Source organism: Perlucidibaca sp. (assembly GCF_057084925.1).
This window is the reverse complement of record NZ_JBXMRC010000020.1, coordinates 21525-35508: the sequence shown is the minus strand read 5'-3', so window position 1 is coordinate 35508 and position 13984 is coordinate 21525. Positions and strand designations below refer to the sequence as shown.

Genomic DNA, 13984 nt, shown 5'->3' with positions numbered 1-13984 from the left:
CGCTCACGAGAAGTCAGTTATGACCCGCTATTTGCTTTCCATCGACCAAGGTACGACCAGCACCCGCGCCATCGTCTTCGACGAACTGGGCAACAAACGCTCCATGGCACAGGTCGAATTGCAACAGCATTTTCCTGCTGACGGCTGGGTCGAGCACGATGCCATGGACATTTGGTGGGCCACCGAAACGGTCTGTCGCGACGTGCTGCGGCGCGTCGGCCTGCATGCTCGTGACCTCGCGGCGATTGGCATCACCAATCAGCGCGAAACCACGGTGCTATGGGATCGTAGCAACGGCATGCCGCTGCACAAAGCCATTGTCTGGCAGGATCGTCGCACCGGCGAGGCCTGTGCTCAGCTGAAAGCGGCGGGGCATGAGCCGATGGTGCAAGCCAAGACCGGCCTGCTGCTCGACCCCTACTTCTCCGCCACCAAACTGGCTTGGCTACTCGACAACGTACCCAATGCCCGCGAGCGTGCCGAACGCGGTGAACTGGCCTTTGGCACCATCGATAGCTGGTTACTCTGGCGTCTCACCCACGGCCGCCAACATGCCACCGATGCCACCAATGCCTCACGAACCTTGCTGTTCAATATCCACACCCAGCAATGGGATGACGAGCTGCTAACGCTGTTCCGTATTCCGCGTTCCGTACTGCCCGTAGTGAAAGATTCCAGCGATGATTTTGGCATTTCAGCGCCCGATTTCCTCGGTGCCAGCGTACCGATTTGTGGCATGGCGGGCGATCAACAAGCGGCACTCATTGGCCAAGCGTGTTTCCAGCCGGGCATGGTGAAAAGCACCTATGGCACGGGCTGTTTCATGGTGCTCAACACTGGCTCCACGGTCGTGAAGTCGGACAACCGTCTGCTCTCCACCGTGGCGTATCGCTTGAACGGTCAGCCCACCTATGCAGTGGAAGGCTCGATTTTTGTGGCTGGTGCCACGATTCAATGGCTGCGTGACGGCCTCAAGCTCATCGGCTCCGCTTCCGAAACTCAGGCGATTGCTGAAGCCACCGGCGATAGCCGAGGCGTGTATATGGTGCCGGCCTTCACCGGCCTTGGTGCACCGTACTGGGATCCCCGCGCGCGCGGCGCTATTTTTGGCCTCACGCGTGACACCGGCATCGGTGAAATTGTCACCGCCGGCCTGCAGTCCGTTTGTTTCCAGACACGTGACCTGATGGAGGCCATGACGCGCGATGGCGGCGATCCCGTCATTACCCTGCGTATTGACGGCGGCATGGTGGTGAATAACTGGGTCGCGCAATCGTTAGCGGACATCATTGGTGTGCCTGTTGATCGCCCCACTGTGACCGAAACCACCGCGCTGGGCGCCGCATTTTTGGCCGGCTTGCGCGTTGGCGTGTTCGCGTCTTTAGATGACATCACTGCGCTCTGGCATTGCGATCGCCGCTTTGCGCCAACGATGCCCGCAGATAAGCGCACTAGTCTCTATGCGGGCTGGCTCGATGCGGTGCGCCGCGTGGCGTCGCAGCCGCCAGCGGCGGAATAACGTAAGGATTTTTTTGCTGGTGCGGGGCTATGTTCTTTCTGACGCGTTTAGAACCCCAAAATGCGGTGAGCAAATTTTAATCACCGCATTTTGGGGTTCTAAACGTGTGCAAAACAGATGCACCCTCCCAAGGAGTTTCAAATGTCGACGTATTTAGTGACTGGTGGCGCAGGTTATATTGGCTCTCACACGGTGCTGCAGTTGCTGGAGCAGGGCGACCAGGTGGTGGTGTTTGATAACCTCAGCAACAGCAAGCCCACTGCCTTGCGCCGAGTCAGAGCCATCGCTTCGACTACGCTAGGCTGTGCGCCAGCGGAGGTGCCGCTGACGTTTTGCCAAGGTGATATTCGAGATGCCCATGCGTTGAGCGTTGTGTTTCAAACTCACCCGGCGATTGAGGCGGTGATTCATTTTGCGGGATTGAAAGCCGTGGGTGAGTCGGTGCAGCAGCCCTTGCGCTATTACGATAACAATGTGGTTGGCAGCGTGCGACTTTTGGAGGCGATGGCAGCGGCCGGCGTGACGCGTTTGGTCTTTAGCTCATCCGCCACGGTGTATGGCGACCCGCATGAGGTGCCGATTCGTGAGAATTTCCCGTTAAGCACGACGAATCCTTACGGTGCCAGTAAGTTGCATATCGAGGATATGTTGCGCGACTTGCATGCATCAGCGCCGGAGCTCTGGCAAATTGCGATCTTGCGCTACTTCAATCCGGTCGGTGCTCATGCAAGTGGCGACATTGGTGAGGACCCGAACGGTATCCCGAACAATCTCATGCCTTATATCGCCCAAGTGGCCAGTGGCAAGCTAGATCAGTTGCGAGTGTTTGGCAGTGATTATGCAACTCCGGATGGCACGGGTGTGCGTGATTACATTCATGTCGATGACCTTGCGCGTGGTCACTTGCTGGCCTTGCAGCGTCTAGCGCGCGGAACCGCGGCGGCAACGGGTGAGCTGGCTGGGAATTTGGTGACGGTCAATTTGGGTACGGGTAAGGGCTATTCCGTGCTGGATATGGTGGCGGCGTTTTCAGAAGCGGCAGGGCGACCTATTCCCTATCAGCTTGCGCCTCGTCGAGCCGGTGATGTGGCGCAATGTTTTGCTGACCCGAGATTAGCCGTGCAGGAGTTGGGCTGGTCAGCCACCAAAGATCAAGCCGATATGTGTCGAGACCACTGGCGTTGGCAGTCTAAAAATCCGCAAGGCTATGAAGACTAAGCGGATCACGAGGCTGCCTAGGTAGTAGGCAGCCCCACCAGTAAGAACTCCAGCAGCGCCTTCTGAGCGTGGAGCCGATTCTCGGCTTCATCCCAAACCATCGCGCGCGGGTCGTCGAGCATGTCTTCCGAAATTTCTTCGCCACGATGTGCCGGCAGGCAGTGCATGAACAGGGCGTCGTCTGCCGCTAAATCCATGAGGCGCGGATTGACCTGATACATGGCGAAGCGACGTTTGCGCACGCTCTGCTCCGACTCCTGGCCCATGCTGGTCCAAACATCGGTGGCAACTAGATGTGAGCCCTCGGCGGCTTCCTCAGCGGTTTTTACCAGTTCGGCGCAATGGGCGTACTGTTCGAGCAGCTCGGGGTCGGGCTCGAAGCCGTAAGGGCAGGCGATGCGCAGCTTGAAGCCGAACTGATGCGCCGCATGCACATAGCTGTTGCACATATTGTTGCCATCGCCAATCCAGGCAAATTCGCGGCCGGCCAGCGCGCCGCGGTGCTCAACAAAGGTCTGTAGGTCGGCGAGCAGCTGGCAGGGGTGATGATCATCGGTCAGCGCGTTGATGACCGGCACGCGTGAGTACGCGGCAAATCGCTCGATGGTGTTGTGCTCGAAGGTACGAATCATCACGGCATCGACCATGCGTGAAATCACGCGGGCCGAATCTTCGATGGGCTCGCCTCGGCCGAGCTGAGTATCACGAGGCGACAGGAAGATGGCCGAGCCACCAAACTGCGCCATGCCGGCTTCGAACGAGACGCGGGTACGCGTCGATGACTTCTCGAAGATCATCGCCAGCACACGATTTTTCAGCGGCTCATGCACCACGCCATCGCGCAGCATTTTCTTCAGCACGATGGCGCGGTCGAGCACGGCCTGCAGTTCGGCCGGCGTGAGGTCGAGTAGGGTGAGAAAGTGACGCGTACTCATGCCGCCACCACACCTTCGGCGGTCAGGAAGTCGCGCACCAGCGTGCTGATGCGCTGTACCAGTTCATCGGCTTCGGCAGCATTGATGATCAGTGGCGGCAGCAGACGGATGCGATTTTCTGCGCTGACGATGAGCAGGACGCCAGCCTCGCGGGCCAGTGCCACCAGTGGTGCGGCAGAGGCGACCGGCAGAATCACGCCGATCATTAGGCCGGCACCTTCAACGCAAACACCGTAAGCGCCGAGTTCGTCGCGGAAACCCTGCATGATGCGCTCGCCCATCGCACCGGCATTGGCAATCGGACCTTTCAGCAACTCCTGAACGGTGGTCAGCGCCGCACGCGAACCCAGCGGCGTGCCACCGTAGGTCGTGCCGTGCTTGCCTGGGCTGAACAGGCTGGCGGCCTTGCCGGCAACCAGTGTGGAGCCTATCGGGAAGCCGTTGCCCAGACCTTTGGCCGTGCTCACCACATCGGGCAGGATGCCAGCGTGCTGATAGGCAAAGTACTTGCCGGTACGGCCGTTGCCAGTCTGGATTTCATCGACCATGAGCAGCCAGTCGTGCTGATCGCAGATATCGCGCAGATCCTTGAGGTAGCCAAAGCCGTTGTGTGCGGTACGTACGCCGCTTTCGCCCTGAATCGGTTCGACCAAGATAGCGACGATATTCGGGTTGCTTGCGGCCACTGACCGGATTGCGTCTAGGTCATCAAACGGTACGCGTACAAAGCCTTCAACCAGCGGCCCAAAACCTTCTTGAATTTTGGCATTACCGGTAGCCGTGAGCGTGGCCATGGTGCGGCCATGAAAGCTGTTTTCCATGACGATGACGGTGGGGACGGCGATGCCTTTTTTATGGCCGTGCAGACGCGCCAGCTTGATGGCCGCTTCGTTGGCTTCGGCACCGGAGTTGCCGAAAAATGCGTGCTGCATACCTGAGACTTGGCAAAGCAGGTCGGCCAGCTCCTCTTGCAGAGGGACACGATACAAATTCGAGGTGTGTACCAACGTCGCGGCTTGGTCAGCAATCGCCGCCGCAACAACAGGATTCGCATGGCCGAGACCACATACCGCGATGCCTGCGGTGGTGTCTAAATAGCGCTTACCGTCGGTATCCCAAAGCCACACGCCTTCGCCGCGCACAAAAGCCACCGGCTGACGGGCATAAGTCGGCATCAGGGCGGGCGTGATCGGGGGCAGTGCAGGCGTGGTCATAACAAATCTCGACGGCAAGTCTTGGGGTAAAAAGGCTCAAGGCCAGCAGGGTAATCGCGGAGTGTAGCGCGGGTGCTGTTGCACGCCAAGAACGCGCAACATCTGCTACCATTTAAAACATCCTGTCACGGGTTATTTGGAGAGCACCATGGACATCGAAACCCTTATTAAGAAACAAATTGCCGACAACAGCGTCATCCTTTACATGAAGGGCACGCCACAGTTTCCGCAGTGCGGATTTTCTGCACGTACGGTGGAAGCACTGACGCAGGTTGGCGAACCGTTCGCTTATGTGAATATCTTGGAAAACCCTGAAATTCGTAGCACGCTGCCACGCATTGCCAACTGGCCGACCTTCCCGCAACTGTGGGTGAAGGGCGAGCTCATCGGTGGCTGCGACATCGTCATGGATATGGTTCAGAAGGGCGAATTGGCCCCGCTCATTAAAGAAGCGGCTGTTAAAGTCTAACGCGGTAATGTCACCATGAGCCCGGAGGCTTCCATGTTATCCATTGTCATGATGGCACTGCTGTTTCTTGCAGTGCTGGTTGTTGTCCTGAGTGTTAAGCAGGTTCCGCAAGGCTATGAATGGACCGTGGAGCGCTTCGGGCGCTACACCCATACATTAGGCCCCGGCCTACACTTCATCATGCCGTTTTTCGATCAGATTGGTCGCAAACTCAGTGTCATGGAGCAGGTGCTGGACATTCCGGCGCAGGAAGTGATTTCGCGCGATAACGCCATGGTGCGTATTGACGCGGTCTGCTTCTATCAAGTCATCGATACCGCGCGCGCGGCCTATGAAGTGCAGGGCCTTGGCTACGCGATTCAAAACCTCGCCATGACCAATATGCGTACTGTCATCGGCTCGTTGGATCTGGATGAAATGCTGTCGCAGCGTGACCAGATTAACGGTCGTTTGCTGGCAGCCATTGACCAAGCGACCAGCCCGTGGGGCATCAAGATCACCCGTGTTGAAATCAAGGACATCACGCCACCGACCGATCTGGTCGAGGCCATGGCCTCGCAGATGAAGGCTGAGCGTATGAAGCGCGCCTCGATTCTGGAAGCGGAGGGCCGTCGTCAGGCAGAAATTCTCACGGCTGAGGGTGAAAAGGTCGGTCAGATTTTGAAGGCAGAGGGTGAGCGCCAGGCGGCTTTCCTTCAGGCTGAGGCACGTGAGCGTCAGGCGCAGGCGGAGGCGAATGCCACCACAGTGGTGTCAGATGCGATTGGCAGCGGTAACTTACAGGCGATTAACTACTTCATTGCACAGAAGTATGTTGAAGCCTTTGGTCAGCTCGCCGCGTCAAACAACACCAAAGTCATCATGATGCCGGTCGAGGCCACGCAGCTGGTGGGCAGCGTTGCCGGCATCGGCGAGCTCATGAAGGCCATCCAGGGCGGCAGTGACGCCGTCACGAAGCGCTAATCATGACCGCCTCGCTGTGGTGGATTGCAGCGCTGGTGTTGGGTGGCTTAGAGCTGCTGAGCGGCTCTTTCTACCTGCTCATGTTGGCTATTGCGGCCGCGGTGACTGGCATTGCAGCGTTTCTTGGCCTAGCAGATACGATGGCTCAAGGTGCTCTGTTTTCGCTCTTGGCGCTGCTGCTGTGTGTGCTTTGGTCGCGGCGCAGACCGGCGGTACTGAAGTCTCAGGCCAATGTCATTAATCGCGGCAGTGCTCGTTGGCTGGGACGCGAAATCACCTTGCCCGAGGGTATCGTGAACGGTATAGCCCGCGTACAGCTTGACGATAGTCATTGGACGGTTCGCGGCCCGGACTGCCCGCCAGGAACCCATGCGTTTATCACGGAAGTGGACGGTAATGTCCTCGTGGTGACGCTGAAGGATTGAAAAACAATGCTGCGCCAAGCATGCTTAGCGTAGAAATGATTAACCCCCCACTCTTATAGGAGATGCCTCATGGCCGTTCTCGTTGGCAAACCAGCACCAGACTTCACCGTACCTGCCGTTCTCGCCGATGGCACCATTGTTGAAGACTTCAGCTTCAGTGCAGCCACTAAGGGCAAGTATGCCTTGGTATTTTTCTACCCACTGGACTTCACCTTTGTTTGCCCATCCGAGCTGATTGCTCTGGATCACCGCATTCCAGATTTCAAAGCCCGCAACGTGGAAGTGGTTGGTGTGTCCATCGATTCGCACTTCACCCACAACGCCTGGCGCAATACGGCTGTGAACGACGGTGGCATCGGCCAAGTGAAATACACGCTCGCCGCTGACATCACCCACGAAATCGCCAAGAACTACGACGTAGAGTCCGCCGGTGGCGTTGCTTTCCGTGGTGCCTTCTTGATCGATCCAGAAGGTGTTGTGCGTTCGCAAATCGTTAACGACCTGCCGCTGGGCCGTAGCATGGACGAAATCCTGCGCTTGTTTGACGCCCTGCAATTCCACGCTGAGCACGGCGAAGTCTGCCCAGCTAACTGGAAGAAAGGTGACAAGGGCATGGACGCATCGCCAGCCGGTGTTGCCAAGTACCTGTCTGAGAACGCAGACAAGCTCTGAGCTCAGCGCGCTGTAACTGACAGTTGAAAGCAAAAGGCCTTGTTTCGCCGGCTAATCATGCCGGTGAAACAAGGCCTTTTGCTTTCACGGCCAGCGTACCGGTGTCCGAATTCAGCACGCCTCTGAATTCGAAAGCCCCTGTCCTCGATCCCTGAGATGCTGCAAAGACCGAGAGCCGCCGTCCCTGCGGGAAGAAGATGCTTTTAGCGGGCATTCTAGCCCGCAAAAAGCATCTTCCTCCCGCAGGAGCTATCCAATCCATGCACCATTACATGGCATAAGGCTTGCAATGAGTCTTGGGTAACCAGGACGGAATGCCATGAGTGTGATTGCAACCCCTTTTGATGAGATGTATGCCGGCAACGGCAGCGTACGCCCGCACTACCGTCACTATGGCGACTGGCTGACCCAGCGCCCAGCCGAAGAGATGGCGCAGAAGCGTCAGGAAGCGGATCTGCTGTTTCGCCGTGTCGGTATCACCTTTGCAGTCTATGGTGATGAGGCCGGTGCCGAGCGCTTAATTCCCTTTGATACCATCCCGCGCATGATTCCCGCCTCAGAATGGGGCGTTTTGGAGCGCGGTCTGCGTCAGCGTGCACTCGCGTTGAACCTTTTTCTGCACGATATTTATCATGAGCAGAAAATCCTCAAAGCGGGCGTCATTCCTACCGATATCATTCTGAACAATGCCGATTACCAGCAGGCCATGGTCGGTATTACGTTGCCGAATCAGGTTTATGCGCACATCGCAGGCATTGATTTGGTGCGTGGCGATGACGGTACCTACTATGTGCTCGAGGATAATCTGCGCACGCCGAGCGGCGTGTCGTACATGCTCGAAAATCGCAAGATGATGATGCGCCTGTTCCCTGAGCTGTTTGCGACGCATGCGGTGGCACCGGTCGATCACTATCCAACGCTGTTACTAGAGACGCTGCAAGCCGCTGCCCCCGCTGGGGCTAACAGCCCAACGGTGGTTGTGCTTACCCCTGGTCGATACAACTCGGCTTACTTTGAACACGCTTTTCTCGCTCAGCAAATGGGTGTGGAGCTGGTGGAAGGGCCTGACTTGTTCGTGCGCGATGGCTATGTGTGGATGCGCACCACCTCTGGCCCTAAGCGCGTGGATGTCATTTACCGCCGTATCGATGATGCTTTCCTCGACCCACTGGCCTTCAATCCTGACTCTGTGCTTGGCGTGCCCGGCATTCTTGCCGTGTATCGCGCCGGTCGCGTGGCCATTACCAATGCGGTTGGTACTGGCGTGGGCGATGACAAGTCGATTTACCCCTATGTGCCCGACATGATCCGTTTCTATCTCAGCGAAGAGCCGATTCTGCAGAATGTGCCCACGTGGTTGCTGCGCAATCCGGATGATCTGAAATATGTGCTGGATCATCTGCCCGAGCTGGTCGTAAAAGAAGTTCATGGCTCCGGCGGCTACGGCATGCTGATTGGGCCGACCAGTTCTAAAGCGGAAATCGAGGCCTATCGATTGCGTATTCTCGCCAACCCCAGCGAGTTCATCGCGCAGCCCACGCTGTCTTTGTCGACCTGCCCGACCTTTGTCGAAAGTGGGGTGGCGCCGCGCCACCTCGATTTAAGGCCGTTTGTCTTGTCCGGCAAAGACGTGGTGATGGTGCCCGGCGGTTTGACTCGCGTCGCGTTAAAAGAGGGCTCATTAGTGGTGAACTCGTCTCAAGGCGGTGGCACCAAAGACACGTGGATTGTGGAGGATCGTGCATGTTAAGCCGTACCGCATCCTGCCTGTTTTGGATGGCGCGTTACATGGAGCGCGCGGAGAATTTGGCTCGATTACTGGACGTAAGCCAGCAGCTGGCGTTAATGCCGGGAGCTGATGAGTCCGTGGTGGCGATGCCGCTCGACATTATTGATTTGCGTGAGCAGTTTATGGCGAACGGCAAGCCGCTGAATGCCGAAGAGATCGCCTATTTCTTAATGCTGCAACATGACAGTCCCTCAAGCATTTTTGCGTCCCTAAAACAGGCTCGTGAAAACGCCCACGTGGTGCGCGGCACCATTACCGGCGAACTTTGGGAAGCGGTCAACGCGACGTGGCTGGAAATGAAGTCGATCAGTCGAGCCAAGCTCAAAAGCCAAGGCTTCAGTCGTTTTCTGGAGTGGGTGAAGGAGCGTTCGCATTTGTACCGAGGCGTATTGGTCGGCACCAGTCAGCGCAACGATGCTTTTCACTTCTCTCGTCTCGGGACTTATTTAGAACGAGCCGACAACACCGCGCGACTATTTCGTTATCACCTAGAGGCGTTTGCTGCACCCGATCAAACCGGCCGACCCTCCTACTATGCCTGGGCCGCGCTGCTGCGTTCGCTATCAGCGTTTGAAGCGTATCGTGATAGTTACCGTGACAGTCTTAGCGTGGATCATATTGGCGAGTTACTCGTGCTGCGAGAAGACTTGCCACGCTCCCTGCATGCTTGCTTCGCGGAAATAAACGACACCTTGGCGCACATTCAGGGCGAGCAGGCTCGCGAAGTTCGTCGTCTGGTTGCTGAAGGCTATGCGCGCTTACGTTTTGGCTCATGGCACGATGATTTTGCTGCCGATCCGGTGGCTGTGCTCGATCAGCTCATCATTGACTTTGCTATTATTGGCGAAGCCATTGCTCAAGCGTATTGGGCAGAAACCTAACGGATCAAACCCTCTCATGACGTACTGTATTGCCCTCAATTTGGCCGAAGGCTTGGTCATGGCTTCGGACACACGCACCAATGCGGGCGTCGATCATATTGCGACGTTTGCCAAAATGACGGTGCTGGAAGCGCCGGGCCGCGCGGTGATGGTGCTGATGTCGGCAGGCAATCTGGCGACTACGCAAAGCGTCTTGAGCTTGCTGCGTCAGCGGGTCAGTGACACCGGACAGCCAGCCATTCTGAATGTGCGATCGCTCTACGATGCTGCCGTGGAAATTGGCCAGCTACTGCGTGAGGTGATTTCTCGCGACTCCGGTCAGCACGCCAGTGGCGTCGATTTTGGTTCGTCGTTTTTGCTCGGTGGCCAAGTGGTGGGCGAAACCCCGCGCTTATTTAACATTTATCCGCAAGGCAACTTTATTGAAGCCACGGTAGATACGCCTTATTTTCAAATTGGTGAGGCCAAGTACGGTAAGCCTATTATTGATCGCGTCGTGAATTTTCAGACGCCGCTGAAGGAAGCCAGCAAGTGTGTGCTGATTTCCTTTGACTCGACCATTCGCTCGAATTTATCGGTGGGCTTGCCCATTGACCTGATGCTGTATCGACGAGATGGCTTTCAGGTCAGCAGCAAGCAACGCATTGGCGAAACAGATCCTTACTATCAGATGATTCGCCAAACGTGGTCGCAAGGTCTGCGCGAGACCTTTGCGCGTTTGGCAGATCCTGACTGGGCTAATTAATCGCTGGTGACTTCGTCGCTAGCGGATTCCGCAAACGGATAGGCCATTTCCCAGCGATTCACGATGCCGCAAAACAATTCCGCAGTGATGTGCGCATCGTAGAGTGCCGAGTGCGCCTCACTTTGATTGAACGCTAAACCCGCCGCTTCGCAAGCTCGGGCCAACACCGTTTGGCCATAGGCCAGACCTGCGAGGGTGGCGGTGTCGAACACGGAAAACGGGTGGAAGGGGGACTGATTTTTCAGGTTTTGCCGATCTATCGCTGCGTTCAAGTGAGCCAAATCGAAGTTAGCGTTATGCCCGACCAAAATGCAGCGCTTGCAGCCCGTCTCTTTTTGAACTTTCTTTAAGGCCGCGAAAATGGTTTTTAATGCATCCGCTTCGCTAACCGCCAATCGCAGCGGATGATTGGGGTTGATGCCGTTGAACTTCAGCGCTGCGGGATCTAACACCAAGCCTGCTTCGGGTTTAAGGTGAGCATGAAAACGTTGTACGGGCTGCCATTGTCCTTTGGCATTCGGTAGTACGACGACGGCAGCGACCTCTAGTAGGGCATGCGTCCCGGCATCAAAGCCCGCTGTTTCGACATCCACAACCACGGGCAGAAAGCCGCGAAAGCGCGCTTTAACCGCGGGGTTGCTCGCCAGTGTCGCGAGATCGGGCGCTGTCTCGAAATCACTCACGCTTGCACCTGCCAGCTGATGTGTTCGCCGGCACGAACGGGCACAACTTCTGTGCTGCCAAACGGGTAGCTGGCGGGAACTGACCACGTCGATTTGACCAGCGTGATCGTGTCTTGATGGCGCGGAAGGCGGTAAAAGTCTGGCCCGAAAAAGCTGGCAAAGCCTTCCAGTTTGTCGAGTGCGGAAACCGACTCAAAGGCTTCGGCATAGAGCTCGATAGCGGCATGTGCGGTGTAGCTACCGGCGCAGCCGCAGGCACTTTCCTTGGCACCTTTCGCGTGAGGTGCGCTGTCTGTGCCGAGGAAGAATTTCGGACTACCACTGGTGGCCGCTTCCAGTAATCGAGTCTGGTGGCGACCGTGCTTGAGGATGGGCAGGCAATAGAAGTGCGGGCGAATACCCCCGGCCAACATGTGGTTGCGATTGAATAACAAGTGATGGGCGGTGATGGTGGCGGCCACGCGATCGGGCGCGGCGTTGACGAAGTCCACGGCATCGCCGGTGGTGATGTGTTCAAGCACGACGCGTAGGGTGGGGTGACGAGCCACTAGCGGGGCCAACACGGTGTCTAGAAAGACTTTTTCGCGCTCGAAAATATCGATATGGTTGTGCGTCACTTCGCCATGAATCAGCAGGGGCATGCCAACTTCTGCCATGGTTTCAAGAACGGCATCAACCTTGCTTAAATCTGTTACGCCGGATTGCGAGTTAGTCGTGGCCCCGGCAGGGTAAAGTTTGACGGCATGAACAAAGCCGCTGGCCTTGGCACGCAAAATGTCATCACGCGAGGTGCCTTCGGTGAGGTAAAGCACCATGAGAGGGTCGAAGTTTGATCCTGTTGGGCGCGCCGCTAAAATACGCTCACGATAGCTGCCGGCTTGCTCGGGCGTGACCGCAGGCGGTACCAAATTGGGCATAATGATTGCACGGCCAAAATAACGAGCCATGGCAGGAACGGTATGGGCTAGTAGATCGCCATCACGCAGGTGCACATGCCAGTCGTCGGGGCGGGTAATAGTCAGTGATTGCATGGCCATTCCAGGGGTCGTCAAACGCAGTAAAGACGCATAGGCTACCGGATGGCGACGAGTCGGCAAAGGTCGCAATGACATTGAGTAAAAATATGGCAGGCGATAAATCCGCAAAAGCAGCAGCCTGGGAGGCTGAGTACGACGCAATACGCGAACTCTTGTCGCATAAATTCGGTGTTTTGCGCTTTCCTAGGCCGCTAGAAACAGACGTTCGTCAATACATGCACCAGCGTGCAGTGGCGACGTTGCGTGAAAGTTATTGGATGGTCTTTCTCCTGTACATAGGTTCAGTGGCTTTGGCTGTTCAGCAATTTGCGGCACCTTGGCGTTTACGTCAGTTCCCAGAGGATTTTCAGGTCACGCTGTGGTTATTTACCGCGACGGGTATCGCCGTGGTGCTGGTGGCCGTGTGCATTCGGTTTAAAGCACTCGATCGTTATCACCTGTGGTACGTGGCAGCGGGCTCAGCCATTGCCCTCATTTCGCTCACCATTGGGCCATCGTTTTACTCGGACGACGCGTTACAGCAGCAATCCTCGTATTTCATGATTTATGTGCTGCTGATTATTTATGGCGTAGCCAACCTGCGCTTGACGCAAGCGGCGGCGATTGGCGGTTGCAGCTTATTGGCGTCCTTTGCCATTCTCTATGCCACCGGCAGAACCCAAGAAGTGGGCACCTTATTGCAGTATGGCGTCATGGCTAATCTGGTGGGTTGTGGCAATGCCTATGTGCTCGAAGTACGCGACCGCCGCTTATTTTTGCAATCACGGTTGCTGGAGCTGGAGAAGCGCCAGCTCAACCGACTGTCTGAGCGCATGGTGCAATTGGCGCGTGAAGATGGTCTGACGGGCTTAGCCAATCGTCGCCACTTTAACGACACCTTTATGGTGGAGTGGGAGCGTGCGCGTCGAGAGCGTCAGCCGCTGGCGCTGATTTTTGTCGATGTGGATCATTTCAAAGCTTATAACGACAACCATGGACACCTTGAAGGGGATAGGGCGCTGGTCGCGGTCGCTGCCGCCATGAAACCGTTGGCTCGTCGTGCCGGTGACTTAGCAGCGCGCTATGGCGGCGAGGAGTTTGTTTTATTGCTCCCCAACACCACGAGTGAGGGTGCCAATGACGTTGCTCAAGAGTTACTGAGCCTTGTCGATAGCCGCCAAATTCCGCACAAAGCGTCATCGGTAGGGCGCTTTCTGAGCGTCAGTATTGGCGTCGCCAGTATCGTGCCCGATGTCCATTTGGCGCCTTCTCAGCTCATTGATCTGGCCGATGCCGCGCTGTATGCGGCGAAAGAGAGTGGTCGCCATCAAATCGTGGTCAATGATCTCGGCTGATACCACGCGATGGCAGCGGTTCCCCGCGACGCGCAGTTTCGCGTACAATTTGCCGCCTGCTTTCGCTGCAACCTGTTTCAGCGTCTGCCCCCATTTTCCT

Annotated in this window: 14 protein-coding genes; 10 read left to right on the top strand and 4 right to left on the bottom strand. The window is 56.7% G+C overall.

The window, feature by feature from the left end; all coding sequences use genetic code 11:
- Window positions 1–19: 19 nt before the first annotated feature.
- Both glpK and galE read left to right on the top strand, forming a co-directional pair.
- Entirely contained in the window at window positions 20–1519 is a 1500-nt protein-coding gene (gene glpK, locus AC14IB_RS05815) for a glycerol kinase GlpK (RefSeq protein WP_484230990.1), read from the top strand.
- Between the two features lie 141 nt (window positions 1520–1660).
- On the top strand, window positions 1661–2737 hold the full coding sequence (galE, locus tag AC14IB_RS05810) for a UDP-glucose 4-epimerase GalE (RefSeq protein WP_484230989.1): 1077 nt from the start codon (window positions 1661–1663) through the stop codon (window positions 2735–2737).
- A 17-nt stretch (window positions 2738–2754) separates the two neighbouring features.
- Here the strand turns inward: galE and argF are convergent, their stop codons facing one another.
- Both argF and AC14IB_RS05800 read right to left on the bottom strand, forming a co-directional pair.
- Complete coding sequence (argF, locus tag AC14IB_RS05805; RefSeq protein ID WP_484230988.1) at window positions 2755–3672, bottom strand: ornithine carbamoyltransferase; 918 nt, start codon at window positions 3670–3672, stop codon at window positions 2755–2757.
- Complete coding sequence (locus AC14IB_RS05800; RefSeq protein ID WP_484230987.1) at window positions 3669–4886, bottom strand: acetylornithine/succinylornithine family transaminase; 1218 nt, start codon at window positions 4884–4886, stop codon at window positions 3669–3671. The genes argF and AC14IB_RS05800 overlap by 4 nt, the downstream gene beginning before the upstream one ends.
- A 148-nt stretch (window positions 4887–5034) precedes the next feature.
- Between AC14IB_RS05800 and grxD the strand changes: the two genes are divergently transcribed.
- The 7 genes from grxD (at window position 5035) to AC14IB_RS05765 (ending at window position 10830) form a co-directional block, all read left to right on the top strand.
- Entirely contained in the window at window positions 5035–5355 is a 321-nt protein-coding gene (gene grxD / locus AC14IB_RS05795) for a Grx4 family monothiol glutaredoxin (RefSeq protein WP_484230986.1), read from the top strand.
- A 33-nt stretch (window positions 5356–5388) separates the two neighbouring features.
- A complete protein-coding gene (locus AC14IB_RS05790; RefSeq protein WP_484230985.1) occupies window positions 5389–6318 on the top strand; it encodes an SPFH domain-containing protein in 930 nt (309 codons plus the stop codon).
- A gap of 2 nt (window positions 6319–6320) precedes the next feature.
- Window positions 6321–6743 carry an NfeD family protein gene (locus AC14IB_RS05785; protein ID WP_484230984.1) on the top strand — a complete coding sequence of 141 codons (423 nt, stop codon included), beginning with the start codon at window positions 6321–6323 and terminating at the stop codon, window positions 6741–6743.
- Between the two features lie 69 nt (window positions 6744–6812).
- Window positions 6813–7415 (top strand): peroxiredoxin, encoded by a 603-nt coding sequence (locus AC14IB_RS05780; RefSeq protein ID WP_068858300.1) that lies wholly within the window; start codon window positions 6813–6815, stop codon window positions 7413–7415.
- A gap of 325 nt (window positions 7416–7740) precedes the next feature.
- Window positions 7741–9165 carry a circularly permuted type 2 ATP-grasp protein gene (locus tag AC14IB_RS05775; RefSeq protein ID WP_484231008.1) on the top strand — a complete coding sequence of 475 codons (1425 nt, stop codon included), beginning with the start codon at window positions 7741–7743 and terminating at the stop codon, window positions 9163–9165.
- Window positions 9159–10085 carry an alpha-E domain-containing protein gene (locus AC14IB_RS05770; protein WP_484230983.1) on the top strand — a complete coding sequence of 309 codons (927 nt, stop codon included), beginning with the start codon at window positions 9159–9161 and terminating at the stop codon, window positions 10083–10085. The genes AC14IB_RS05775 and AC14IB_RS05770 overlap by 7 nt, the downstream gene beginning before the upstream one ends.
- 16 nt (window positions 10086–10101) lie before the next feature.
- A complete protein-coding gene (locus AC14IB_RS05765) occupies window positions 10102–10830 on the top strand; it encodes a proteasome-type protease (protein ID WP_484230982.1) in 729 nt (242 codons plus the stop codon).
- On the opposite strand, the gene rnt is transcribed toward AC14IB_RS05765, so the two are convergent.
- A complete protein-coding gene (rnt, locus tag AC14IB_RS05760) occupies window positions 10827–11477 on the bottom strand; it encodes a ribonuclease T (RefSeq protein WP_484231007.1) in 651 nt (216 codons plus the stop codon). The genes AC14IB_RS05765 and rnt overlap by 4 nt on opposite strands.
- A 32-nt stretch (window positions 11478–11509) precedes the next feature.
- On the bottom strand, window positions 11510–12544 hold the full coding sequence (gene pyrC / locus AC14IB_RS05755) for a dihydroorotase (RefSeq protein ID WP_484230981.1): 1035 nt from the start codon (window positions 12542–12544) through the stop codon (window positions 11510–11512).
- Window positions 12545–12636: 92 nt separating this feature from the next.
- Between pyrC and AC14IB_RS05750 the strand changes: the two genes are divergently transcribed.
- Window positions 12637–13884 carry a GGDEF domain-containing protein gene (locus AC14IB_RS05750; protein ID WP_484230980.1) on the top strand — a complete coding sequence of 416 codons (1248 nt, stop codon included), beginning with the start codon at window positions 12637–12639 and terminating at the stop codon, window positions 13882–13884.
- Window positions 13885–13984 lie beyond the last annotated feature (100 nt).

Bases quoted from the DNA above. Each gene is read 5' to 3' on its own strand.
- AC14IB_RS05750 (WP_484230980.1), top strand. From the start codon at position 12,637: ATGGCAGGCGATAAATCCGCAAAAGCAGCAGCCTGGGAGGCTGAGTAC.
- AC14IB_RS05770 (WP_484230983.1), top strand. From the start codon at position 9,159: ATGTTAAGCCGTACCGCATCCTGCCTGTTTTGGATGGCGCGTTACATG.
- AC14IB_RS05790 (WP_484230985.1), top strand. From the start codon at position 5,389: ATGTTATCCATTGTCATGATGGCACTGCTGTTTCTTGCAGTGCTGGTT.
- grxD (WP_484230986.1), top strand. From the start codon at position 5,035: ATGGACATCGAAACCCTTATTAAGAAACAAATTGCCGACAACAGCGTC.
- AC14IB_RS05765 (WP_484230982.1), top strand. From the start codon at position 10,102: ATGACGTACTGTATTGCCCTCAATTTGGCCGAAGGCTTGGTCATGGCT.
- galE (WP_484230989.1), top strand. From the start codon at position 1,661: ATGTCGACGTATTTAGTGACTGGTGGCGCAGGTTATATTGGCTCTCAC.
- argF (WP_484230988.1), bottom strand. From the start codon at position 3,672: ATGAGTACGCGTCACTTTCTCACCCTACTCGACCTCACGCCGGCCGAA.
- pyrC (WP_484230981.1), bottom strand. From the start codon at position 12,544: ATGCAATCACTGACTATTACCCGCCCCGACGACTGGCATGTGCACCTG.
- glpK (WP_484230990.1), top strand. From the start codon at position 20: ATGACCCGCTATTTGCTTTCCATCGACCAAGGTACGACCAGCACCCGC.
- AC14IB_RS05785 (WP_484230984.1), top strand. From the start codon at position 6,321: ATGACCGCCTCGCTGTGGTGGATTGCAGCGCTGGTGTTGGGTGGCTTA.
- AC14IB_RS05780 (WP_068858300.1), top strand. From the start codon at position 6,813: ATGGCCGTTCTCGTTGGCAAACCAGCACCAGACTTCACCGTACCTGCC.
- AC14IB_RS05800 (WP_484230987.1), bottom strand. From the start codon at position 4,886: ATGACCACGCCTGCACTGCCCCCGATCACGCCCGCCCTGATGCCGACT.